Below are 23,121 nucleotides of genomic sequence, written 5' to 3' on the forward strand. Positions count from 1 at the left end.
CACGAGACCCTCGCCGCCGCCCGCGCCGAGCAGGCCACCGACACCTGGAAGACCAGGTACGCCCTGCGCGCCGGGATCGAGGGCACCATCAACCAGGCCCTCGACGTCACCGGTCTGCGCAACGCCCGCTACCGCGGCCTGCCCAAGACCCGCCTCCAACACGCCTTCTCCGCCACCGCGGTCAACATCATCCGCCTCGACGCCCACGGGAACCCCGACCAACCGGCCTTCACACCCCGCACCAGCAGACTCACCCGCCTCAGCCACCAACTCGCAACCCAAACCCCGAATTAAGCAGCAGAGTCGGCGGAGGGCGCAAAGCCGGCCGGTGGCCTTCTTCGCCACCGGGCCGGGCCGGCGGGCAGTAGCGTTGGCAACTGTGTCCTCGCCTAGAGAACCCGGTCCGGTCGGCGCCGCCGCGGTGAGGTCGGCCCTGCCGGCATCCTCCTATCCGATCGAGCGGANTCGGCTCGACAACGGCCTGCGGGTCCTGCTCGCTCCCGACCGCACGGCGCCGGTGGTGGCCGTCTCCGTGCACTACGACGTGGGCTTCCGGTCCGAGCCCGAAGGCCGCACCGGTTTCGCTCACCTGTTCGAGCACCTGATGTTCCAGGGCAGCGCGAACGTGGGGAAGGCGGAACATCCCAAGCACGTCCAGGCCGCCGGTGGAATCTTCAACGGCTCCACGCACCCCGACTACACGGACTATTTCGAGCTGCTGCCGGCCGGGGCGCTCGAACTGGCCCTGTTCCTCGAGGCGGACCGGATGCGGGCGCCCAAGATCACCCGGCAGAACCTCGACAACCAGATCGCCGTGGTGCAGGAGGAGATCCGGGTCAACGTCCTCAACCGGCCGTACGGCGGATTTCCCTGGATCAAACTGCCGCCGGTGGCGTTCGACACCTTTCCCAACGCGCACAACGGCTACGGGGATTTCTCCGAGTTGGCGGCGGCCAGCCTCGACGACGCGGAGGACTTCTTCGACAAGTACTACGCCCCCGGTAACGCCGTGCTTACCATCGTCGGCGACTTCGACTCCGGCGAGGCGCTGACCTTCGTCAACCGGTACTTCGGCGACATCCCCGCCCGCGCGGTGCCGCCGCGGGCGAGCTTCGCGGAGCCGGTGCCCGCGGCGGAGCGCCGGGCGGTCCTCACCGACCCGCTCGCTCCCNGCGCGGCGCTCGCGGTCGGCTACCGCGTCCCCGACCCGATCGCCGACCTGCCCNCCTACCTCGCCTACTACCTGCTGACCGAGGTGCTCAGCGACGGCGATGCCAGCCGTCTGGAGCGCCGTCTGGTCCAGAAGGACCGCTCGGTGATCGGGGTCAGCACCTACCTGGGCGCGTTCGGCAATCCGTTCGACCAGCGCGACCCGCTGTTGCTCACTCTGGAGGCCCGCCAGTCCGAGGAGTCCAGCGCCGACGTGGTCCTCGCGGCCGTCGACGAGGAGCTCGCCNGGCTCGCGGGGGACGGACTGGAGGACGGCGAGCTGGAGCGGGTGCAGGCCCGGGTGGCCTCCTCGCTGCTGCGCGAGGCCGACGACGCCCTCGGCCGTGGGCTGGCCATGGCCGTGCACGAGCTGCACCGCGGCCGGCCCGAGCTGGTGAACGAACTGCCGGCGGAGCTGTCGGCCGTCACCGGCGCGGCGGTCGCCGCCGCCGCCGGTTCCCTGCTCGACCAGGGCCGTTCGGTCCTGGAGCTGCATGCCGGCGCCGCCTCATGATCGGGAGTGCTGTGACCTCGACATCGACGAACTCCGCGCGTTCGGCGCCGCCGGCGGCCACCGCCACCCCGGCCGCCCCGGCGGGCGTGATCCCCGCCGTCCGGCCGACCGAGCCGGCGGCGCTGCCCGCCGTCACCGACCGCACCCTCGCCAACGGCCTGCGGGTGCTGGTGGTGCAGCGGGGCAGCGTGCCGATCGTCGAGGTGCGGCTGCGCATCCCGTTCGCCGGGCGCGGGCCCGTGTACCAGGCCCGCGCCGAGGTGCTGGCGGAGACCCTGTTCACCGGGTCGCGGCGGCTCAACCGGGTGGGGCTCGCCACGGAGGTCCAGCGCCTCGGCGGCTCGCTGTCGACGGGGGTCGACAGCGACCGGCTCGCCGTCGTCGGCTCCGCGCTCGCGGCGAACCTCGAGCCGCTGCTGGAGATCATGGCCGACGTGCTGCTCGGCGCCACCTTTCCCGACGACGAGGTCGCCGGCGAGCGCGACCGGATCGTCGAGGACACCGCGGTCGCCCGTAGCCAGCCCGCCGTGATCGCCCGCGAGGCCCTGCTCGAGCGGCTGTTCGGCGACCACCCCTACGCCACCGCCATCCCCGACCCGGACGTGGTCGGGCAGGTCGGCGCGGCGGACGTGCGCGGCCTGCACGCCGAACGGGTCTCGCCGGCGGGGGCCATCCTCACCCTCGTCGGCGACGTGTCGCCCGAGCGGGCGCTGGCGGCGGTCACCGCGGCGCTCGGGGACTGGTCGGGGCGGCCCGCGTCGAGCGCACCGCCGCTACCCGAGCTGCACCGCGGCCCGATCGTCATCGTGGACCGCCCCGGCGCGGTGCAGACGAACATCCGCCTCGGCGGGGCAGCCCTGGACCGGTCCGCCCCCGGTTACCCGGCGCAGCGGCTGGCCAGCACGATCTTCGGTGGGTACTTCAGCTCCCGGCTGGTCAACAACATCCGCGAGGACAAGGGCTACACGTACTCGCCGCGCAGCTCGATCGACCACTACCAGGTCGGATCGCGCTTCACCGTCGCCGCGGACGTCGCCACCGAGGTGACCGGCCCGGCCCTGCTGGAGATCCTCTACGAGCTCGGGCGGCTGGCGGTGCTCCCGCCGACGCAGGACGAGCTCGACGCGGCCCGCCAGTACGCCGTCGGCACGCTCGCCATCGGCAGCGCCACCGCCGCGGGGCTCGCCTCGACGCTGTCCGCGCTGGCCGGCGTCGGCATCGGCGTGGAGTACCTGCGCGACCACCCGCGGGCGCTGGCCGAGGTGACGGCCGCCGACGTTCAGGCCGTCGCGGCCGACCTGCTGGCGCCCACCGGACTGATCACGGTGCTCGTCGGCGACAAGGCCAAGATCGTCCGGGCGGTGGGGGCCCTCGGGCTGATCGAGTCCTGACGCGGTTCGCCGAGCCCCGGTCGGGCGAGGCGCGCCAGCCTGCCGGGCGGCGCTGAGCGCTCGCCCGACCGGCGTCGCGTCAGCGCCGGCCGGAGGTGGACCGCGGCGGCGTCGGGCGAGGCGCGCCCCCGCCCGACCCCGGTCCCGGCGTCGCGCCCGCGGGGCCCCCGCCACCATGCCCCGGACCGCCGCCGCCAGGACCGCCGCCGGCCGGGCCCCGGCCACCGAGCTCGCCCGGAAGCACCGCTCGCGGGTCGCCGACCGAATCGACGACCTGTCGGGCCAGGTCATGGACGCGACGGCCCATGCCTCGGGCCGTGCGCCGCAACCTCTCGAACGCCTCCCGCGGCCGGATCTGATTGCGTTCCGCCAGCACGCCGATGGCCTGTTCGACGATCACCCGGGACGCCAGGGCGTGCTCGAGCTGGACGACGGACAGCCGGAGCTGCTCGATCTCCCCAAGGTCACGCTCCGCTCGGCGTGGGCGGCCGGGTGGGGCGAGGTCCTCGGCCAGCAGGTCGGCGAGAACCATCGCGGAGATGAGATCACCGACCGGGCGGACCTCCGCCCCCGGACCCTCCACGACCCAACCGGCGGGCGTCCGCCGCAGCCGCATGTCCGCGGTCGAACGCCGGGAGACGGCCGGAGCGGGTTTGGCGGCACCGGTCCCCGCGGCACCGGTCCCCGCGGCACCGGTCCCCGCGGCGCCGGTCCCCGCCGGGCCGGTGCCGCCGCCGGGCGCGGGCGGCGGAGCCGGTCGCGGCGGACCGGCCCGGCCGGGCGGTCCGGGGCGGACCCCCCGCGCGAGGGCCTGGGGCGTCGGCACCCGGCCAGGTGGCCGCGGGGGGGTCGGTGGGACCGCGGCGGGCTCCGGCCCGTCCACGGGCCCCGGCGGCGCACTCCCGGGCGGTCGGGAGGTGCCGGCCGGTGGCGGCGGGGACGTCGCGGCAGGACCGTGAGCCCCTTGCTCGCCCGCCGGCCCCTCGGCGCCTCTCGGCCCCTCGGCGTGCGTCGGCCCCTCGGCGTGCGTCGGCCCCTCGCCGCCTGGTGACCCTTCGCCGCTGGGTGCTGCGGCTGTGCTGGGTGCCGCGGCACCGGGCCGGGCCGCAGGTGCCGCCTGGGCCGGACGTTCCTCGTCCGGTGTGCCGACCAAGGCGTGGTCGCCGGAGCCGCCGGCCTCCCGGGAGTGATCGCCGGGCCGCGGTCCGTTGGGCGAGACGGCCGGCGGGGGTGGCGAGGGGATGTCGCCCGTGGCCGCGAGGGCGTCCGCGATTGCCCGGACCAGGGCCAGTGTGTCGGCTGACACGCTCACCTCACCGTGGTCCAGACCGACGAGAAAACCGAGTAGTCGGCCGTCCGTGGGGATCACCGGCATCGCGAGATAGCTGTGCACCCCCAGTTGGCGATGCTCGGCCGTGTCGGCCGCGGGATGCCCCGGGCCGACTCCGGTCGCCGCCGCGGGCGCACCGTCGAGCATGCGGGCGATGACGCTGTCCGCCCGGGGATAGTGGGTTCCCTCGCCGAGATCGGCGAAGGTTCCGGTCACACGGAGATAGCTCGCAGTCGTCGCAGATACCACGACGAAACAGGCTGTCTCCATCCGGTCCAGGGCGCGAACGGCCCGCAGCGCGGCATCGACGGTGCTCCACGCCTGTTCTGAAGGTGCTGACGACACAGGCCGAACTCTCCCACAAACTTCACGGGCAGTGACGGACACCGTCCCACGAGCCGGNCGCGTGTGCGGTGGGAAGGTAAGAAATCNCGGGATGTCGTTGCTCTACGTATCCGTTATGCGGCAGAAGTGACCTTCTCAGTGACCTGGCGGACGCTAGGGTTCGTCATCACAGTGCCATCGGGAAAGAGCACGGTCGGTACGGTCGCGTTCCCGTTGTTCGCATCGCGGACAAGTTGCTCTGCTGTCGGGTCGTTCTCGATATCAACGGTCCTGTACTCCAGCCCGGCGCGGTCGAGTTGGCTCTTCAGCCGAACGCAGTAGCCGCACCAGGAAGTCGTGTAGATCGTGAGCACGAAAGGGCCTCCAAGCCACTGGGACGCAACGGTCGGTGTAACAGCGTCGTGCCTGCGACGCTTCCCGGCGCGGGTGGGGACTACCGTGTCGGGGGATGTCCGGATCGCCTGGCCCCGCCGCGCGGGCCGCCGCCTCCCCCGGGGCCGGGGACCTGCTGGCCCAGCTCGATCCCGAGCAACGGGCCGCGGCTGACGCCCCCCTGGGACCGGTCTGCATCCTCGCCGGTGCTGGTACGGNCAAGACGCGCACCATCACGCACAGAATCGCCCACATGGTCGTGGACCGGGGGGTTGGCCCCGGCCAGATCCTCGCCGTGAGCTTCACGACCAGGGCGGCGGGNGAGCTGCGCGGCCGGTTGCGGGCCATGGGTGTGCCCGGTGTGCAGGCACGCACGTTCCATTCGGCGGCCCTGCGGCAGTTGCAGCACTTCTGGCCGGCCGTGGCCGGCGGACCGCTGCCCCGACTCGAGTCCAGCAAGATCCCCAACATGGTGCGCGCCGCGGGGCGCCTGCGGCTGAGCCCGGACCGCGCCGAGCTGCGGGACCTGACCGCCGAGGTCGAGTGGGCCAAGGCCAGCCTCGTCGCGCCCGCGGACTACGCCCGGCTGGCGGCGGCCGGCGGCCGGGAGACCGCCACCCCGGCGCAGACCGTCGCCCGGCTCTACGCCGCGTACGAGGAGGTCAAGCGGGAGGCCGGCGTCGTCGACATGGAGGATCTGCTGCTGCTCACCGCGGCCATGATCGAGGAGCACGACTGGGTCGCCACCGAGGTCCGCTCCCGGTACCGCCACCTCGTCGTCGACGAGTACCAGGACGTCAACGCGTTGCAGCAGCGCGTGCTCGAGGCCTGGCTCGGTGAGCGCGACAGCCTCTGCGTCGTCGGTGATCCGCACCAGACCATCTACTCGTTCGCCGGTGCCTCGCCTCGCTACCTGCTCGACTTCCCCCGCCGCCACCCGGACGCGGCGGTCGTCCGGCTCGTGCGGGACTACCGGTCGACCCCGCAGGTCGTGGGGCTGGCGAACCGGCTCGTGCAGGCCGCGCCCGGCACGAGGCTCGTCGCCGCGGCGCCCGACGGCCCGCCGCCGGTCTGGCTGGAGTGCGACAGCGAGGCGGACGAGGCCGCCGCCGTCGCCAGCCGCATCCGCACGCTGATCGCCCGCGGGACGCCGGCCAGCCGCATCGCCGTGCTGTACCGGATCAACGCCCAGTCCGAGGCCTACGAGGCCGCGATCGGCGCGGCCGGCGTCGCCTACCTCGTCCGCGGCGGCGAGAAGTTCTTCGCCCGGCCCGAGGTGGTCGCGGCGCTGCGGCTGTTGCGGGCCGCCCTGCGCTCGGCCGACACCGACCGGCCCGCCGGGCTCGCCGACACCGTCGCGGACATCCTCGGCGCGTTGCACTGGCGGGCGGATCGGCCGTCGGCCGGGTCCGGCGCGGAGCGGGAGCAGTGGGAGAACCTCGCCGCCCTGCACCGCCTCGCCGTCGACCTCGCCGCCCGTTCCCCGCAGGCGGGCCTCGCCGAGTTCGTCGCCGAGCTCGGCGATCGCGTCACCCACGAGCACCAGCCCACCGTGGAGGGGGTGACGCTGTCCACGCTGCACGCCGCGAAGGGCCTGGAATGGGACGCGGTGTTCCTCGTGGGGCTGACCGACGGCACGCTGCCGCTCGTCCACGCGAAGACCGCCGAGCAGATCGCCGAGGAACGCCGCCTGCTCTACGTGGGCGTGACGCGGGCCCGTACTCACCTCGTGTTGTCCTGGGCCTTGGCCCGTGCCGACGGCCGGCGCTCGCGGCGCCCGTCCCGCTTCCTCGACGATCTGCGGCCGGCGCGCCGTGGCCTCGTCCCGGCCGCCGGCGGGCGGGGTGGCCCCGGGGCCGGCGGACTGAAGGGGCCTGGCAGTCCAGCGGGGACTGGCACCACAGGGGGGGCCGGCGGCGCGGCGGGGCGCCAGGGGGCGACGGAGGAGACCGGCGCCGGCGGCGGGCCGGGCCGGGGACGCTCGGCGGTGCGCTGCCGGGTCTGCGGGCGGGCCCTGACCGGCGCCCAGGCCAGGATCGGGCGCTGCGAGGGCTGCCCCGGCGACGTCGACGCGGCGCTGTACGAGCGGCTGCGGGCGTGGCGCGCGGCCACCGCGCGGGAGCTGCACATGCCCGTCTTTGTGATCTTCACCGACGCGACTCTGCAGGCGCTCGCCGAATGCCGGCCGCGCTCGGTCCCGGAGCTCGTCCGGATCCCCGGGATCGGCCAGGCCAAGCTCGACCGCTACGGGCAGGCGGTGCTCGACCTCGTCGCCGGGCGCACCCCGCCGACGCCCACACACGAGCCCTCGTAACTGCGGGTGTCCGACACGCGACACAGAAAATACGTTGAGGTTCGCGTGGCGACCTTCTACCGTTACCCACGACGCCCGACGCAGGCCCTGGAACGGCTGCGCTCCATGGCTTCCCGAGAAGGAGGTGATCTCGCTGTGCTCAGCATCGTGATGGACCAGGCCGGCACCGAGATCGCCCGTCCCCGGGGATATCGGCCCGGCCCGTCGGCCAGCGGTGCCGTCGAGCCCGTGCCGGCCGTCGTCGAGGCGTCCGTCGTTCTCGGCCAAGCCGCCCCCGGTAAAGCCGCCCTCGGCAGCCCAGCTCTCGGCCTAGGTGTTCTCGGCGCGGTCGGCCGTCTCGGCCGGTCCGGCGTGGTCAGCACGGTCGGCGCCCTCTTCGTGGCGGACGTCCGTGTGCTGGCGGCCTGCCATGGCACCGAGGCCCAGGGGACGGGTGCGCCCGCCGCCGGCGTCTCGGGCACGGTCCTCGGCCTGGGCGGGTTCACCGCGATCGCCGATCGTCCGGCCGGCGAGCCGACGCGTCGGCTCGCCATGTCCGGGAACCCGGCGTCGTCCTGGAACACGGCCTCCGCCGCGGCCCAGGCGTCCGAGCACGCAGACCGTCACCTCATCTCGGGATCCGCTCGCGATCCGCTCCCGGACTAGTTCCGCGGAGCCGACGCCGAGGCCGCGATCCCCATGGGGATCGCGGCCTTTGTCGTTTTGCTCCTTCTATCCGCTCGAAGACCTACCCGTGTCGGAGGTGACACCGGTGTTCGATCACTCGATCGTCTCCCGGATCGAGCGGGATCGGCTGGTCCTGCCCTGCTGGGACGTCGATCCTGAGATGTTCTTCGCTGAGTCCCCGGCGGACGTGGAGACCGCCAAGGCGGTCTGCCGTACCTGCCCGGTCCGGGTGGCGTGCCTGGCCGCGGCCCTCGACCGGGCCGAGCCGTGGGGGGTGTGGGGTGGCGAGCTGGTCGTGACCGGCACCGTCGTCCCCCGCAAGCGGCCCCGCGGCCGGCCGCGCAAGGTCCGCCCGGAGGAGGTCGCGGCCTGACGGGCGCGGCGGGCGGGACACCGGTTTGTCGGCGTCCCGCCCGCCGCCGTTGGCCGTTGATTTCTTTCAGTGCTCCCGTCGGCACCGGTACTGTTCCGGCGTGCCCAGCAGCGAGCGTGTATATCCGATGTCGACCGGAACGGGAACGGCGCCGGGGGTGGCGCCGGAACCGGTCGGGTCCGACGACCTGTCTCTCGCCGTCGCCGCCCTCACCAGCCCCGACCTGGCCGAGATCGTGGACCTCGCCGCCTGGGTGGATGCCGGCTGGCTCTACGTGGCCAACGCCGACGGCTCGGCCCGGCTGCCGGTGACCGATCCGGACGGCCCCTGGGAGGTCCGCTTCGGGCGGCATCCGCTGGCCTGCCAGGACCCGATGCACGGGGTGCCCCTGGCCGCGGCGCTGGCGGATCCGTCGCCGCCGAACGAACGCGACGCCTACCCCTTCGCCGGTCGCCGGCTGCTGTCCGCGTTCGGGGACGCGACCCGGTCGCCCGACCTGATCGTCGTGCACACCCCGCGGCACTACTGGCCCGAGCGCGGCGGGCACCTCGGCGAGCACGGCTCGCTCAACGCCGGCCAGTCCCGAGCCCCGCTGGTGCTGTCCGGCCCCGGCGTGCGCGTNCGGGGGCTGCGGCCCGGCGCGGCGCGGATCATCGACGTCGCACCCACCCTCGCCGCGCTGGCCGGCGTCACCCTGCCCGACGCCGAGGGCACGCCGCTGACCCAGCTCGCCGGTCCGGGCGCGCGCCACGTCGTCGGCCTGCTGTGGGATGGCGCGAACAGCAACGACCTGCTGCACCTAGCCCAGACCGGCGAACTGCCGAACGTCGCCCGCCTGCTGGCCGAGGGGACCGCGCTGACCGGTGGGGCGATCGCCGAGTTCCCCAGCGTGACGCTGACCAATCACACGTCGGCGCTGACCGGTGTCGGGCCGGGCCGGCACGGCATCCTCCACAACGTCTACTTCGACCGGGCCACCGGCCGCCAGGTGATCGTCAACGACGTGAAGACCTGGCACGCCGCCTGCGAGCAGCTCCGCGACGGCGTCGAGACGCTCTTCGAGGCCATCGCCCGCCAGCGCCCCGGCGCGGTCAGCGCCTGCGTGAACGAGCCCGTCGACCGGGGCGCGCACTACTCGACGTTCGGCCTGGTCCGGGCGGCCGGCAACGCCGGTGGAGCCGGCGACATGGGCGACTACCTGCCGCCGGCCGAGGGCGACCCGCACGCCAGCGCGCGCTGGGTCCAGGAGAGCTCCGACTACGCCTGGTCCACCCGGGTGGACGCGCTGGGCTTCGCCCAGGTCATCCAGCTCTGGGCGCCGGGCACTACCCCACCCGACGTCATGTGGTGGAACACCACGGTCACCGACACCGGCCATCACGGCGGCGGTCCCTACTCGGAACAGTCCCGCGCCGCGCTGCGGGACGCAGATGCCCGCCTCGGTGGCTTCCTCGATCTGCTCGCCGNGCGTGGCCTGCTGGCCGAGACCGCGATCCTGCTGACCGCCGACCACGGCTCGGAGGCGGCGGACCCGGCCTGCCGCGGCGACTGGGGCGACGCCCTGCGCGCCGCCGGGGTCCGGTTCCGCGACGAGGGCTACGGCTTCCTCTACCTCGGCGAGTCCGCTCTCGACGGTCTCACCCCGGACGCGATGTAGGTCGGTCGGGTGACCAGGCTCCGCAGAACCGCAGCTAGCGACGCTGGCGTGAGGGTCAGTCTTCGGCAGTGATCGAGTCCGAGGGCGTCTCGTCCCGGGGGATCTGGCGAGGGGGAGCTGCCCGTGCCCGGCCCGCGGCGCGACGGGGGCCGGGCGCTGCGGATGCGCCTGGGGGGTCGGTCGCGGGGGAGACGGCGGTCCTGGCGGCGCGCCGTGATGACCGGGCCGGCCGGCTCGTCTCGTCGGGTTCGGCCTGCGTGGGTACCGCGTCGGCTACGGGAATGGGCTGAGGCACCGGATCGCCGGCAGGCTTCGTGGCGCGCGTGGCCGCCGGGGCGCGTCGCGGCGCGCCGCCCTTCGTCGCCGCCTTGGTCGGTCGGTCGATCCGTTGATCGGCCCGCACCTTCGTGGCTGGCTCCGGCTTCGTGGCTGGTTCAGCCTTTGTGGCTGGTTCAGCCTTTGTGGCCGGTTCGGGCTGTGTGACCGGTTCGGGCTGTGTGACCGGTTCGGGCTTCGTGGTCCGCGCCGGCTTTGCGGCTCGCCCTGGCTTCGGGGTCTTCGCGGTCCTGGAGGTTCGGCGGGTGCGGCCGGCGGTCGGGGCCCCGGGCAGCACGACCGGGCCCGGCAGCGGCCGGATGACCCCGGCCTCGTCCCGGACCGCCAGGACGGGCAGTGTCCGGTCCGGGTGGTTGGCCTCCTCGGCGGCCAGGGCGGCCGCGGAATCGGGCTCGGCGAACCCCGGCTGCCAGCGTTCCATCTCGGCGCGGAAGTGGCCGGTGCTGCCGAGCTGGCAGAGGATCCCGATCGCGCCGAGGGTGACCCGGTGGATGAGCAGGTACGACGGCGGGAGGTTGAGCTGGCGGCCGAGCTGCGCCGCGGCGGAGCGCCAGTCGCTCAGGCGTGCCGCCTCCTTGCGCAGCCAGGCTCGGGAGAAGGTGAACTCCTGCTCGGCGATCGGCGCCAGCATCGGCGCGAGGTAGTCGAGCAGGTCGTCGGCGTCGATCTCGGCGGACGGGGGAATGAACCCCTCGTCGCGCAGGCCGGCGGCCACCGCCTCCGCGTCGCCGGCCAGGGTCTGGCGGGCCAGCCGGCCGATCGGGGCGGGAAGCCCTCCAGGCAGGCGGTTCACGGCGCCGAAGTCCAACACGCCGAGCCGGCCGTCGGGCAGCAGGCGGAAGTTCCCCGGATGAGGGTCGGCGTGCAGCAGGCCGGCGCGCCCGGGACACGAGTAGAGGAACCGCACGAGCAGCAGGCCGGCGGCGTCGCGCTGCTCGGTGGAGCCGTCGGCGATGATGGCGGACAGGGGGACCCCGTCGATCCACTCGCTGACCAGCACCCGGTCCGAGCCGGCCAGCGGGCGCGGGACGACGATGTCCGGGTCGTCGGCGTACGCCTGTGCGAAGGCCGACTGCCAGGCCGCCTCCAGCCGGTAGTCGAGCTCCTCGGTGATCCTGGCCTTGAGCTCCTCGACCAGCGGCTTGATGTCCAGCCCCGGAGTCACCGCGCTGAACAGCCGGGCCGCCCGCCCGAGCTGGGTGAGGTCGGCGACCAGGGCCGGCCCGGCCCCCGGGTACTGCACCTTGACCGCGACTGGCCGGCCATCCGACCACACCGCCCGGTGAACCTGGCCGATGCTCGCCGCCGCGGCCGGCGCGTCGTCGAACTCGACGAACAACGACCGCCAGTCCGCCCCGAGCTCCTCGGCGAGGACGCGGTGGACCACGGATGCCGGCAGCGGGGGCGCCGCCTCCTGGAGCTTGGTCAGCGCGGCCCGGTACGGCGCGGCGACCTCGTCGGGCAGGGCCGCCTCGAACACGGACAGCGCCTGGCCGAGTTTCATCGCGCCGCCCTTGAGCTCCCCGAGGACGCGGAAGATCTGCGCGGCGGTGCGCTGCTGGAGTTCGGAGGCGACGGCTTCCGCGGGACGGCCGCCGATCCGCTTGCCGACGCCGAGCGTGGCTCGGCCGGCNATTCCGATCGGGAGCGTTGCCAGTTTGGCGGTGCGGACGACGGCCCGCCGTGGGATGTCGGACACCGCTCCATCGTGCCCTGTTCCGAGGCGTGAGGGGCGCCGACCGTGGGTAGTGGTCGTGGCGATGTTGCCGCCGCCGAGCCCGGGCACCGCTGCCGGCGCGCGGGCATCCGGCACCCGGATCTCAGGCATCGGTGCCAGCCTGCACCGCTGCGGATCGGGCGGTGCGGCAGGGACAGTTGGGGTGCACCGGCCAGCTTCGCCGGCGGAGGCGCCAGTCCGGCAGGGCGAGCTCCAACGCCCCGTCCGCCGTTACCGGAAGGATCTTCGGAGTGGCGTTTGGCGTGTCGAACATCTCATCTTTGGTGCTTGCGGGTGCGTGGGGCAAGTCCGTGTTGTCGGACTGGTGAAAGCCTGGGCCAGGGTCGGGCGACGGCGGGACGGCGAGGTCCAGGAAGGCCAGCGCCTGCATGGCGGCGATCGCGGCAACGAGGCTGGCGAGGGTGATCTCGCACGGGTCGTGGCCGGCCGGGCGCGGGCGGACCAACTGCATCGCCAGCATCGGCCAGACCGGATCGCGGGCGTGCCGGTGCAGGTGCTGACAGTGCAGGCAGGCCGTTGCGGCCGGCACGACGAGCGGGCCGACGATCCCCGTCGTCTCGCGCACCCCGGCCAGCAGATGAGCGGTCCCGCGGCGTTCGAGGTCCAGGCAGGCACCGGGCGCTACGGTCGGCGGGCCGACCGGGGCCAGCACGATCAGATCCGCGTCGAAGGCATCCACCCCCGGTCCGTTGCCGCGCCCGGGGGGCGGCAGGGATGCGGAGCCGGCCGCGCCGAGACCGGGGCGCCGATCGGCCTGTCGGCGCACCCGGGTCATCGCCGTCCCCGCGGCGAGAGCCCGGGGCCGGCCGACGTCGTCCAGCCGCAGCCCGCCCGGGGACACGTCGGCGGCCGTCGTCACCTCCGCGTCGTCGACCACGACCCGGCCGACCCCGGCCGCGGCGAGCAGGGTCGAGATCTGCGCGCCGACCCGCCCGGCACCCCGCACGAGCACCCGGGCGGCGCGGCGCGCGGCGAGCACCCGGCGGGGGCGGGCCGGATCGGCGGAGCGGATCGACAACGCCGCGAGGTCGGGCGACAGGCGGTCGCGGTCGGCCGGACTCAGTGGCGTCGTGCCCGGGGCCGTTGCCGCGTCGTCGAGCAGGCCGGCCCGGCCGAGCAGGTCGAGCAGATCGCGCGCGGCCTCGCCGCCGTCGAGGCGGAGCTGTTCCAACGTGCGCCGGCCGTCGAGGGCGTCCAGCAGGGCCGCGTGCGGCGGACCGAGGTCGGTGACGAGGACGGCGCGGGCCGGGTCGATGCCGAGTTGCAGGGTGGAGCTGTTGTGCCAGAGCCGACGAAGGCCAGGCTTGAGGATCGGGCGCATGGATCCCCCGCAGGTCCGCCGGCGGCCGAAGCCACCGGACGCGGATCAGGATGACCGGCCAGCGGGCCGGTTGATCCCCACCGTGTCATGCGGGTCCGACAGAACGCGAGACCGCGCCGGCGGCTGTGGAGAGGCTGTGGACCGCCCTGTGGATCGTGCGTGGTCCGAGCGTGCCTCGTCCACACCGGCTCGGCGCCGGCTGGCCCGGCGGGGCAGGGCGCGGTCGCGTCGCCGCCGGATTCAGCGGGTCACGGTCAGCTCGCGGTGCCGGGGTCCGAGCCACCGGGGGTGTCCGGCTTGTCGGTGGGGCCGCCGGGGGACTTCCCGCCGCCCTCGGCGGGCGGCGTGTCGCGCAGCTTCTCGATCTCGCCGATCGGATCGTCCAGGACGCTGGCCGACGCGCCGGTGACGAAGCCGTCCGGCGCGGCCAGGTCGGCCGCCGTGGGCAGCAGGTCGGGATGCGCCCACACCGCGTCGCGCCCCTCCCGCCCGCGGGCCTCGGCCAGCGCCGCCCACAGCGCGGCGGCCTCGCGTAGCTTGCGCGGGCGCAGGGAGAGCCCGACCAGCGTGGAGAAGGTCTGCTCACCGGGCCCGCCCTCGGCACGCCGGCGCCGGACCATCTCGCGCAGCCGGCCGGCGGCCGGCAGATGGCCGGTGGCCGCGGCGTCGGTCACGTGGTCCACCCAGCCCTCGATGAGGGCGAGGATCAGCTCGAGGCGGGCCAGCGCCGCCTTCTGCTCGGGCGTGGTCGCGTCGTTGAACACGTCCTCGCCGAGCGCCTCGGACAACCGCTCCGGGTTCATCAGGGCGGTCGGGTCGACCATCCGCATCACCCGGCCGACGGCCTCGGTGTCCACCGCGATGCCGCGGGCGTACTCCTCGACCGCGCCGAGCACGTGGGCGCGCAACCAGGGCACATGCGCGAACAGCCTGGTGGAGGCGGCCTCCCGCAGCGCGAGGTAGATGCGCACCTCGTCCTCGGGGATCTCCAGCCCGGACCCGAACGCGGTGACCNCCGCCGGGACCAGCGCGGCCGTCCCGGCCGGCCCGAGAGGCAGGCCAACCTCGGTCGACGAGACGACCTCCGCGGCCAGGGTGCCGATCGCCTGCCCCACCTGCGCGCCGAAGAGCATGCCGCCGACCTGGTTCATCATCTGCATGATCGGTCCACCGGCCCCCATCAGGGCGCTGAGATCGACCCCGGGCGGCAGGGCGTCACGCAGCTCGCTGGGCAGCTCGACGCCACCCCCGCCGAGCTGGCTCAGCCCGCTGGAGATCCCCGTGCGCATCGCCTCGACGACCTTGGCGGCAATCGGGTCGCACAGCGTCTTCCAGACCGGCAGCGTCTTCTCGATCCACTCGACTCGCGACCAGGCGCTGGCGGTCGTCGCGCCGGCGGGCAGGGTCGTCACCGGGTCGAGCCAGACGTCGGCGATCCGCAGCGCCTCGGCGACCATGTGCTGCTGCCCCATGGGGACGCTCGACTCGCCGTCGCCCAGGGAGCGCACCGCCACCTGCCGGGCCAGCTCCCAGTTGACCGGACCGCCCTGCCAGGACAGCAGCCGCTCGAGCTCGGCGAAGAACGGCGCGCCGCCGCCGAAGGGGCCCCCGCCCCCGAAGGGGGACCGGGGCTCCTCGCCGCCGCCGGAGGACGCGAAGCCGAACGGGAAGTCGCCACTCATCGGACGTGGCCTGATCGGGGAGCGGGGCGTCGCACGCGCGGTTGGGACATGAACCCACGGTAATGCGTTTTCTGGCCGCCGGGCGAAACGGAGGCCGCCCCGGCCGGTTACGGTCGTGGACGTGGACTCGACGCGTTCTCCCGCACCCGTCCCACCGACCGGTGCCTCGGCGCGCGAGACCGCCGGGGCGGGCGGGCCGTCCCCGGCGTCGGGGGAGCCGGCCGTGGACGCCGGCTCCGATCTCGGCTCTGATCTCGGCTCCGATCTCGGTTCCGACGCGGGGCACGGTACCGGGGCTCCGGCCCGCGTCGTTCTCGCGGACATTCGTGACACCCCGTTGTCGGTGGACGAGTGCATGGCCGCCGTCCTGCTCCCGGACGTGGGCGGGATTGCGCTGTTCGTGGGCACCGTTCGCGACCATGACTCCGGTCGGGGGGTGACGGACCTCGCTTACGAGGCGCATCCGCGGGCGGCCGCNGAGATCGAGCGCGTCGCCGCCGAGGTGGNGGCCGGCGCGCCGGTGCGGGCGATCGCGGTGGCCCACCGCACGGGGCACCTACGGGTGGGTGAGACCGCGGTCGTGGTGGCCGTGGGGGCGGCCCACCGGGCGGAGGCATTTGCCGCCTGTCGTCGTCTGATCGATGACATCAAGGCGCAGGTTCCGATTTGGAAACATCAGGTTTTTGAGGATGGCGCGGCTGAATGGGTAGGCGCCTGCTGAGCGGGGCACCTACGATAGAAATAAGTCATCTTCTTACTCGTCTCGACGTCGAGGCTCCCATGTGGTTCCTGTTGATCCCCCCTGTCGCCCTGCTCCTGACGGCCGTGTGGGTCGCCCTGCGCGGCCGGCCGGACCGTACCTCCGAAGCCATGATCACCATCGCGGGCTACCGGCGCAGCATGGCCGCGCTGGCCCGCCCGATACCCGCCCAGTCCGCCNCGCGGACCGGTGCCGACCTCGACGAATCCGGCTACCCCGAACCGCCTCCGGACGATGACCCGTTCACCTCGAACACCCCGCTCTCCCCGAGCGAACTGGACGACCTAGCCGGCTTGGACGACCTGGACGACCTGGGTGTCGCCACCGGTGCCCAGGTGTCGCCCTTCGCCGACACCGTGCCCATCGACGTGTCGTCGCTGCGGCACCAGCCCAGGGGTCGTCCGCCCGAGACCTCCTGACCGCGCGTCGGACCTCCGGCGTCCGGGGCGAGGGTCGCCTGCCCTGGACGCCGGCCCGACCGGGTGCGGGCCGGTACATAGACTGCGTTCATGGCCCGGCGCACCCAGTCTCTCGTGGTGGCGTCGGTACTGGCGTTGGTGCTCCTGGTCGTGGGCCTGTGGATGCCGGTACCGTTCGTCACCCTGGCCCCCGGGCCGGTCACCGACACGCTCGGCGCCGTCGACGGCACCCGGCTGATCACGATCGAGGGGCACCGCACCTATCCGACCTCCGGTCGGCTCGAGCTGACCACGGTCGAGGAGACCCCGAAGCTCAATCTGGTCAGCGCCCTGCAGGACTGGATCGACGACGACCGGGCGGTCGTCCCCACCGAGCTCATCCGGCCTCGCGGCTCCAGCCAGGAGCAGGTCCAGCAGGAGAACGCCCAGGCCATGCTGGACTCGCAGGACCAGGCCACGGCGGCCGCGCTCGCCCAGCTCGGCGTCGCGGCGACGGGCCGATCGGTCGCCGTCTACACCATCCCGGACGGGTCGCCCGCCGCCGGTAAACTCGTGGCCGGCGACGTCATCACCCAGGTCGACGGGGTCGCCGTGACGACCCAGGACCAGCTACGCGCCCAGGTTGGAAAGGTCCGCCCCGGGACGGCCGTCACCATCGCCTACAAGCGGGGTGGCAAGCCGGCCACCGTCACCATCACCACCCGCCCGGCGACCGACGACCCGTCCCGGGCCATGATCGGCATCACCACGACCGAGAAGCGGACCTATCCGTTCACCGTCCGGATCCGGCTGTCGGACGTCGGCGGCCCGAGCGCCGGGCTGATGTTCGCGATGGGCATCGTGGATCTCCTCACTCCCGGGGCACTCACCGGGGGGAAGACCATCGCCGGTACCGGGACGATCACGGCGGCAGGCGAGGTCGGGCCGATCGGCGGCATTCAGCAGAAGATCCTCGGCGCGAAGGCGTCCGGGGCGTCGATCTTCCTCGTGCCGGCGGCGAACTGCGCCGACGCCCTGTCGGTGGACTCCGGCCGCGCGCCCCGCCTGGTGAAGGTCGACACCCTGGCCGGCGCCCTGAAGGCGGTGGACGCGCTGCGGACGAATCCGGCGGCGAGCGTGCCGTCCTGCTGAGCGGTCCGGCCGTCGGGACCGGCCGGGTGGTCTGGACCGGCCGGGTGGTCTGGACCGGCCGGGTGGAGCGTGCGGACGGCCCCCGGGCCACGCGGGTCGCCGGCCGCCCCACCCGGCGGTCGAAGTCACTGGAACGTCGCGAGCAGCCCGTCGACGAGGTTGTCGGCCAGGTCGGGATCGACGACGAGCTCGTCGTCCCCGCGCACCCGCAGGCAGGACGCGTGCAGCCCGCTGCGGGTGACCCCGACGGCGAGCCGGACGTCCTGGCGCTCCGGGTGGTTCGCGGCCCAGTACTCGATCTCGTGGTCGGAGTACGGCGCCTCCTCNTCCGCGCTCGGCGGGAGAACGACGAGCTCGGTCACCAGCACGCAGCCCAGCACCTCAGGGGGCCACCCAATCCCGGCGAGCACCTCGTCGAGCCGGCCCACCGGCAGCGGCTCCTGCTCGACCGGGGTCAGTGAACCAGGCGGCGAATCCCCGATGTGGGGGGCCAGCGCGGGTTCCCGCGCCAGCAGATCGGCGGTGTCGGCGAGTGCGTAGACCTGGCTGGGCTGATCCCAGCCGGAGTCCGCGACGTGCCGCTCGACCTCGAGTACGACGGAGGTCAACTCCGTGATGTTCGGGCTGCTCACCAACCCATCCTCTCCGATCTCCCCTGAGTGCCTGGCGTAGGTTGCCGTACTGGGGCAGTACACGCCCCTCGCGTCGGCACCGCCCGGCTGGTGGGTCCGGAAACCCCGGATCCGCCCTTGTCGATGAACACCCGACCGTCCTGACCGCACGGAGGAACTGTGGCAACGACCAGTCGCCGCCCGGTGCTGACCCGCGCCAAGGTGATCGTCCCGGTGCTGCTGGCCGTCGCCCTCGTGATCGCGTTCTTCGCCACCTTCACGCGGCTCTACACGGACCTGCTGTTCTACCGCTCGGTCGATTTCAGCAAGGTCTTCACGACCGTCATCTACACCCGGATCCTGTTGTTCCTCATCTTCGGCGCGGTGATGGCCGTCGTCATCGGGACCAACATCGTACTTGGTTATCGGTTTCGCCCGCAGTTGCGTCCGCTCTCCACCGAACAGCAGAACCTCGAACGCTACCGGTCGGCCATCGAGCCGTACATGAAGCTGATCCTCTTCGGTATCGCGGCGGTGTTCGGCCTGGCGGCGGGGCTGTCGGCCTCCGGCCGGTGGCGGACCTGGCTGCTGTGGGTGAACGGCGAGTCGTTCGGGACCCGGGACCCCCAGTTCCACCGGGACATCAGCTACTACGCCTTCACGTACCCGTTCCAGCGTTTCCTGCTCGGCTTCCTGCTGACCGCCGTGCTGCTGTCCCTGCTGGTCACCGTGCTGACCCACTACCTGTTCGGCGGCATCCGGCTGCAGACGCCGGGGGAGCGGGTGACGCCCGCCGCCAAGGCGCACATCTCCGTGCTNCTCGGACTGCTCGCGCTGCTCAAGGCCTGGGCCTACTACCTCGACCGGTTCGGCTCGGTGTTCTCCTCGCGCGGCGTCGCCACCGGCGCGTCCTACACCGACGTCCACGCCNTGCTGCCCGCGAAGCTGATCCTGCTGTTCATCTCGCTGGCCTGCGCGGTGCTGTTCATCTACAACATCTTCCAGCGCGGCTGGACGCTGCCGCTGCTCGGCGCCGGGATCCTCGTGCTGTCATCGGTGGTCATCGGCGGCATCTACCCGGCGTTCATCCAGCAGTTCCAGGTGCGGCCGAACGAGGCGACCCGCGAGCAGCCGTACATCGAGCGCAACATCGCGGCGACCCGCGCGGCCTACGGCATCCAGAACGTCAAGCCACAGCCGTACGCCGCGCGCACCGATGTCACCGCCTCGCAGGTCGCCGCGGACACCGGCACGGTGCCCAACACCCGCCTGCTCGACCCGAGCAAGCTGTCGCGGACGTTCCAGCAGCTCCAGNAGATCCGCGGCTACTACGGGTTCGAGAAGACCCTCGACGTCGACCGGTACACCGTGACCGGCGCCGACAAGAAGAAGACCACCCGCGACTACGTCGTCTCCGTGCGGGAGCTCAACCAGGCCGGGCTCGGCGTCGACCAGCGCAACTGGATCAACGAGCACCTCACCTACACCCACGGCAAGGGCTTCGTCGCCGCCCCGTCGAACACCGTGGACGAGGGTCAGCCCGCCTTCGACCAGGGCGAGCGGAACCTCCCCCAGGAGGGCGACTTCGGCGTCAAGGAGAACCGGGTCTACTTCGGCGAGATGTCGCCGAACTACTCCGTCGTCGGCACCCGCCAGGTGGAGATCGACGGACCCGGCCCCGGGGCGGACACCCAGGCCACGACCACCTACACCGGCGACGGCGGGGTCTCGATCGGCTCGACCTTCCGGCAGGCCCTGTTCGCGCTGCGCTTCGGCGAGAAGAACCTGCTGCTCTCCGGCGACATCACCAAGAACTCCCGCATCCTGTACGAGCGCAACCCGCGGGACCGGGTCAGCAAGGCCGCGCCCTGGCTCACCCTCGACGGCGACCCGTACCCCGCCGTCGTCGACGGCCGCGTCACCTGGATTCTGGACGGCTACACCACGTCCGACGGCTACCCCTACTCCGCCCGGCGGACCCTGGGCAACGTCACCGCCGACTCGGTGACCGCGCAGAGCGGCAACCGGGCCCGGCAGCCCGCGAACCAGGTCAACTACATCCGCAACTCGGTGAAGGCGACCGTCGACGCCTACAACGGCACCGTCACCCTGTACGCCTGGGACGAGTCCGACCCGGTGCTGCGGACGTGGATGAAGGCCTTCCCGGACACGGTGAAGCCGAAGCGGGACATCTCGCCGTCGCTGAGGGAGCACCTGCGGTACCCCGAGGACCTGTTCAAGGTCCAGCGTGACCTCATCGGCCAGTACCACGTGTCCGACCCGCGGGACTTCTACTCGCAGGAGGACTTCTGGCAGGTGTCGGACTCGCCCGACGGCAGCGGGCAGCCGCAGCCCCCGTTCTACGTCTACAGCCAGCTACCCGGCCGCTCGGGCCCGTCGTACAACCTGACGTCGCCGCTGATCTCGGCCCGGTCGTCGAAGCTCGCGGCCTACATGGCGGTCTCCAGCGATCCGTCCAACTACGGGCAGTTCACCCTGCTCAAACTCCCGCCCGGGGGCACGATCAACGGCCCCGTGCAGGTGCAGAACGCGATCGAGGCCAACGGTGACGTCGCGAACAAGCTGACCCTGTGGCGGGGAGCCGGCTCGCAGACCATCGAGGGCAACCTGCTGACCCTGCCGGTCGCGGGCGGGCTGCTCTACGTCGAGCCGTACTACGTCCAGGCCCGCGGCGGCTCGGGCTATCCCACCCTGCAGGGCATCGCCACCGCCTTCGGGGAGCGCATCGGCTTCGGCACATCCCTGGGGGAGGCACTCGACAAGGTCTTCGGCTCCGGAGCCGGGGCCGCTGCGGCTGGCGCCGGTACCGGAGCCACCACGACCACCGGTGGCGGTCAGGGTGCTACGCAGAGCGGCGGCGCGGGCGCCGCTCCACCGGGCGGGACGTCCGGGCTGCAGGACGCCGTCAACGCCGCCGACAGCGCCTACAAGGCGGGTCAGGACGCCCTGCGCAAGAACCCGCCGGACTTCAACGCCTACGGCCAGGCGCAGACCGACCTGGCCGACGCGCTGAGCCGGCTGCGGACTCTCGCCAGCCCACCGACGACCCCGCCGGCCGCGAGCCCCTCGCCGAGCGGCTCGCCCGCGCCCGCACCTCGCGGCACCGCCGCCGGCTCCGCGCCGCCCAGCGCGTCGCCGACCGCCGCCCCCGCGCGCCCTGCGGGCTCCGCGGGTCCCACGAGCAGTCCGCCACAGCAGCCACGGGCGGCGCCCACCTCCGGCTGATACTCCCGGAACGGGACGATCCGCCCCCTTTATGATCTTCGCCGGGAAGTTCCCAAAATTAGGGCCGCCATCGGTTTGACATCTGCCGGTGGCGGCCCTGTATAGTAAAGACACACCGACGCGGGGTGGAGCAGCTCGGTAGCTCGCTGGGCTCATAACCCAGAGGTCACAGGTTCAAATCCTGTCCCCGCTACCACCGCGAAAAGGCTCCCGGAGATTTCTCCGGGAGTCTTTTCGATTCTCATCGTCCGGTTTGCCTGCTCGGTAGATCCCTGCGGCCCCCGCCCCTTCGCTCGCGGACCGCACGCCTCAGGCGCGCGGAACGGTCTCGACCTCCGTCTCGTGCGTGGGAGAGCGCCTACCTGGCTCTTCCACAGGGTTCGACGCCCGATTTATCCCTGTGGAAGAGACAGCCGGCGCCGCTTCCATGCACACCACCTCGGCCCAGGCGCTGAGGTGGCCGAACCGCGGCTGATTCGCCGGGCGCGGGTCAGCGGGGGCGGGGCGTGCGCCAGGGACTGCTCGGTCGCGCCGCCTCGGCGGCGCGGAGCAGGGACTGGGCGAGGCGGCGGGCCTCGTCCGGGTCGAGGTAGGCGGCGGCGAGCGTATCCAGCATGGGGGCGTCCAGGCGGAGGAGGATCACCGGAGCCTTGCCGGCGCTCGCCGGCGGCTCGGGCCGCACGGTGATCTCGGCCTGCCCAATGCGAGTAACTAGTATGCCGTCCTGCGGGTCATGGTGGACAAGCGCCATGCTCACCCCATCGTGTCTGGGCCGAGTTGTTGTGTCATTGCACGTGTTGGACTCTTGTTGGTACTGCTTGGTTGTTCGGGGAATGGTGTCGGCGGCGTGACTCCGCGTCCGTTCCCCACTCCGGGCGCCTCACCCGTGGCGACGAGTGCCCATCCGCCGGCCCCGGCGCGGGCATGCCTCCGACCACGNCTTATCGCCGTCGTCGTCGCGCTTCGCCGCCACCGGTCGCCGTCCCGTTCGTGCCCCTGAATCCCGCGTCACCCTGCCCGCCCGTTGCTGTTGCCCTGGCGCGTCAGCGCGCTCCCCAGGTGTAGGTCTGCTTCACCAGACGCAGGTAGACGAACGTCTCCGTGGCGAGCACCTGCGGCAGGGCACGGATCCGATCGTTGATCAGTTCCAGCAGGTGCTCGTCATCCTCGGCGACGATCTCGACGATGAGGTCGAACGAGCCGGCCGTGAGCACGACGTAGTCGACCTCGGGGAGAGCGGCGATGGTGGCGGCGACCACCCGGGTGTCGCCGGTGACCCGTACGCCGATCATGGCTTCCCGGTGGAAGCCGACCCGCAGCGGATCGGTGACGGCGACGATCTGCATGACGCCGGCGTCGAGCAGCCGCTGGACCCGCTGGCGCACCGCCGCCTCGGACAGCCCGACGGCGGCCNCCATCGCCGCGTACGAGCGCCGGCCGTCCTGCTGGAGCTGTTCGATGATGGCCTTGTTGATGTCGTCCAGCAGCCCGTCTGAGAGAGTGTTGGGTATCCGAGTGGCTACTCGTTGGTGAGGTCTTCGGTGAGGCGTCGAGCGGCTTCGGTCTCGATGGGACCGTGGGGCTCGACGTCCTCACCGGCGAGCCGGGCCNCCATGAGCCGGATCATCGCAACCTGGATCATGGCTTCGGCGTGCGCGGTCTTGCGTTCGTAGTCGCGTGCCAAGCGTCTGCACCTGCCTAACCAG

At 73.0% G+C, this 23,121-nt stretch carries 15 protein-coding genes, 1 tRNA gene and 18 pseudogenes; 22 read left to right on the forward strand and 12 right to left on the reverse strand.

The features are described from left to right. The 6 genes and pseudogenes from FF86_RS29085 to FF86_RS29095 form a co-directional block, all read left to right on the forward strand. A partial coding sequence (locus FF86_RS29085; RefSeq protein ID WP_199865852.1) for a transposase occupies positions 1 to 294 on the forward strand: 294 nt, incomplete at its 5' end. 171 nt (positions 295 to 465) lie between these two features. Then, a pseudogene (locus tag FF86_RS60205) lies at positions 466 to 1,171 on the forward strand (M16 family metallopeptidase); the annotation flags it as partial. 1 nt (position 1,172) lies between these two features. Further along, positions 1,173 to 1,225, forward strand: a pseudogene (locus FF86_RS60210) (hypothetical protein); the annotation flags it as partial. Between the two features lies 1 nt (position 1,226). Next, positions 1,227 to 1,456, forward strand: a pseudogene (locus FF86_RS60215) (insulinase family protein); the annotation flags it as partial. A gap of 1 nt (position 1,457) precedes the next feature. Next, positions 1,458 to 1,723, forward strand: a pseudogene (locus tag FF86_RS60220) (insulinase family protein); the annotation flags it as partial. Next, positions 1,720 to 3,114: a pitrilysin family protein gene (locus FF86_RS29095; protein WP_044885325.1), complete on the forward strand. Its 1,395-nt coding sequence runs from the start codon at positions 1,720 to 1,722 to the stop codon at positions 3,112 to 3,114. The pseudogene FF86_RS60220 and the gene FF86_RS29095, both read left to right, overlap by 4 nt. Positions 3,115 to 3,193: 79 nt before the next feature. Here the strand turns inward: FF86_RS29095 and FF86_RS31250 are convergent, their stop codons facing one another. Further along, a complete protein-coding gene (locus tag FF86_RS31250; protein WP_396230172.1) occupies positions 3,194 to 4,714 on the reverse strand; it encodes a GAF and ANTAR domain-containing protein in 1,521 nt (506 codons plus the stop codon). Positions 4,715 to 4,902: 188 nt separating this feature from the next. Then, positions 4,903 to 5,142: a mycoredoxin gene (locus FF86_RS29105; RefSeq protein WP_044885326.1), complete on the reverse strand. Its 240-nt coding sequence runs from the start codon at positions 5,140 to 5,142 to the stop codon at positions 4,903 to 4,905. Positions 5,143 to 5,237: 95 nt separating this feature from the next. On the opposite strand from FF86_RS29105, the gene FF86_RS60225 reads away from it, so the two are divergent. The 8 genes and pseudogenes from FF86_RS60225 to FF86_RS60245 form a co-directional block, all read left to right on the forward strand. Next, the coding region (locus tag FF86_RS60225) for a hypothetical protein (RefSeq protein ID WP_242419841.1) at positions 5,238 to 5,379 on the forward strand (142 nt) is incomplete at its 3' end. 1 nt (position 5,380) lies between these two features. After that, a pseudogene (locus FF86_RS60230) lies at positions 5,381 to 5,482 on the forward strand (UvrD-helicase domain-containing protein); the annotation flags it as partial. A 1-nt stretch (position 5,483) separates the two neighbouring features. Beyond that, a pseudogene (locus tag FF86_RS29110) lies at positions 5,484 to 7,475 on the forward strand (ATP-dependent DNA helicase UvrD2); the annotation flags it as partial. A 135-nt stretch (positions 7,476 to 7,610) separates the two neighbouring features. After that, entirely contained in the window at positions 7,611 to 8,120 is a 510-nt protein-coding gene (locus FF86_RS29115) for a glycerate kinase (protein WP_242419836.1), read from the forward strand. A gap of 106 nt (positions 8,121 to 8,226) precedes the next feature. Further along, a complete protein-coding gene (locus tag FF86_RS29120; protein ID WP_173402707.1) occupies positions 8,227 to 8,514 on the forward strand; it encodes a WhiB family transcriptional regulator in 288 nt (95 codons plus the stop codon). Between the two features lie 127 nt (positions 8,515 to 8,641). Next, positions 8,642 to 9,135 (forward strand): annotated as a pseudogene (locus FF86_RS69150) (nucleotide pyrophosphatase); the annotation flags it as partial. Between the two features lies 1 nt (position 9,136). Beyond that, positions 9,137 to 9,980, forward strand: a pseudogene (locus tag FF86_RS60240) (alkaline phosphatase family protein); the annotation flags it as partial. A gap of 1 nt (position 9,981) precedes the next feature. Beyond that, a pseudogene (locus FF86_RS60245) lies at positions 9,982 to 10,171 on the forward strand (nucleotide pyrophosphatase); the annotation flags it as partial. A gap of 55 nt (positions 10,172 to 10,226) precedes the next feature. On the opposite strand, the gene FF86_RS29130 reads toward FF86_RS60245, so the two are convergent. The 4 genes and pseudogenes from FF86_RS29130 to FF86_RS60255 all read right to left on the reverse strand — a co-directional run. Continuing rightward, positions 10,227 to 12,140 (reverse strand): AarF/ABC1/UbiB kinase family protein (locus FF86_RS29130; RefSeq protein ID WP_242419837.1); only part of this gene is annotated, 1,914 nt, incomplete at its 5' end. A gap of 187 nt (positions 12,141 to 12,327) precedes the next feature. Next, a complete protein-coding gene (locus FF86_RS29135) occupies positions 12,328 to 13,566 on the reverse strand; it encodes a ThiF family adenylyltransferase (RefSeq protein WP_044885330.1) in 1,239 nt (412 codons plus the stop codon). Positions 13,567 to 13,820: 254 nt separating this feature from the next. After that, the coding region (locus FF86_RS60250) for a zinc-dependent metalloprotease (RefSeq protein ID WP_242419838.1) at positions 13,821 to 14,580 on the reverse strand (760 nt) is incomplete at its 5' end. A gap of 1 nt (position 14,581) precedes the next feature. Beyond that, positions 14,582 to 15,248, reverse strand: a pseudogene (locus FF86_RS60255) (zinc-dependent metalloprotease); the annotation flags it as partial. Positions 15,249 to 15,363: 115 nt separating this feature from the next. On the opposite strand from FF86_RS60255, the gene FF86_RS60260 reads away from it, so the two are divergent. The 3 genes and pseudogenes from FF86_RS60260 to FF86_RS29155 all read left to right on the forward strand — a co-directional run. Then, on the forward strand, positions 15,364 to 15,725 hold a 362-nt coding region (locus FF86_RS60260; protein WP_242419839.1), incomplete at its 3' end, for a molybdenum cofactor biosynthesis protein MoaE. Positions 15,726 to 15,755: 30 nt separating this feature from the next. Then, positions 15,756 to 15,969: pseudogene (locus tag FF86_RS60270) on the forward strand (molybdenum cofactor biosynthesis protein MoaE); the annotation flags it as partial. Positions 15,970 to 16,517: 548 nt separating this feature from the next. Continuing rightward, a complete protein-coding gene (locus tag FF86_RS29155; RefSeq protein ID WP_044885333.1) occupies positions 16,518 to 17,558 on the forward strand; it encodes a PDZ domain-containing protein in 1,041 nt (346 codons plus the stop codon). 125 nt (positions 17,559 to 17,683) lie between these two features. Here FF86_RS29155 and FF86_RS60275 read toward each other — a convergent pair. Beyond that, positions 17,684 to 17,884: pseudogene (locus FF86_RS60275) on the reverse strand (hypothetical protein); the annotation flags it as partial. A 1-nt stretch (position 17,885) separates the two neighbouring features. Beyond that, positions 17,886 to 18,190, reverse strand: a pseudogene (locus FF86_RS60280) (PPA1309 family protein); the annotation flags it as partial. 159 nt (positions 18,191 to 18,349) lie between these two features. Here FF86_RS60280 and FF86_RS60285 point away from each other — a divergent pair. The 5 genes and pseudogenes from FF86_RS60285 to FF86_RS29170 all read left to right on the forward strand — a co-directional run. Beyond that, the coding region (locus tag FF86_RS60285) for a UPF0182 family protein (RefSeq protein WP_242419840.1) at positions 18,350 to 18,987 on the forward strand (638 nt) is incomplete at its 3' end. Between the two features lies 1 nt (position 18,988). Further along, positions 18,989 to 19,099 (forward strand): annotated as a pseudogene (locus FF86_RS60290) (UPF0182 family protein); the annotation flags it as partial. Between the two features lies 1 nt (position 19,100). Beyond that, positions 19,101 to 19,483, forward strand: a pseudogene (locus tag FF86_RS60295) (UPF0182 family protein); the annotation flags it as partial. Between the two features lies 1 nt (position 19,484). Beyond that, a pseudogene (locus tag FF86_RS60300) lies at positions 19,485 to 21,415 on the forward strand (UPF0182 family protein); the annotation flags it as partial. A gap of 119 nt (positions 21,416 to 21,534) precedes the next feature. Beyond that, positions 21,535 to 21,611 (forward strand) — tRNA-Met (locus tag FF86_RS29170). Between the two features lie 294 nt (positions 21,612 to 21,905). On the opposite strand, the gene FF86_RS29175 is transcribed toward FF86_RS29170, so the two are convergent. From FF86_RS29175 to FF86_RS60310, 4 genes and pseudogenes are all read right to left on the reverse strand, one after another. Beyond that, complete coding sequence (locus FF86_RS29175; RefSeq protein WP_044885396.1) at positions 21,906 to 22,166, reverse strand: hypothetical protein; 261 nt, start codon at positions 22,164 to 22,166, stop codon at positions 21,906 to 21,908. A gap of 292 nt (positions 22,167 to 22,458) precedes the next feature. After that, on the reverse strand, positions 22,459 to 22,828 hold a 370-nt coding region (locus tag FF86_RS60305; RefSeq protein WP_255355967.1), incomplete at its 5' end, for an Lrp/AsnC family transcriptional regulator. Between the two features lies 1 nt (position 22,829). Next, a pseudogene (locus FF86_RS63845) lies at positions 22,830 to 22,926 on the reverse strand (AsnC family transcriptional regulator); the annotation flags it as partial. A 100-nt stretch (positions 22,927 to 23,026) separates the two neighbouring features. Further along, a pseudogene (locus tag FF86_RS60310) lies at positions 23,027 to 23,121 on the reverse strand (IS5/IS1182 family transposase); the annotation flags it as partial.

It is taken from the genome of Frankia sp. CpI1-P, from assembly GCF_001421075.1.
Classification (GTDB): Bacteria; Actinomycetota; Actinomycetes; order Frankiales; family Frankiaceae; genus Frankia; species Frankia torreyi.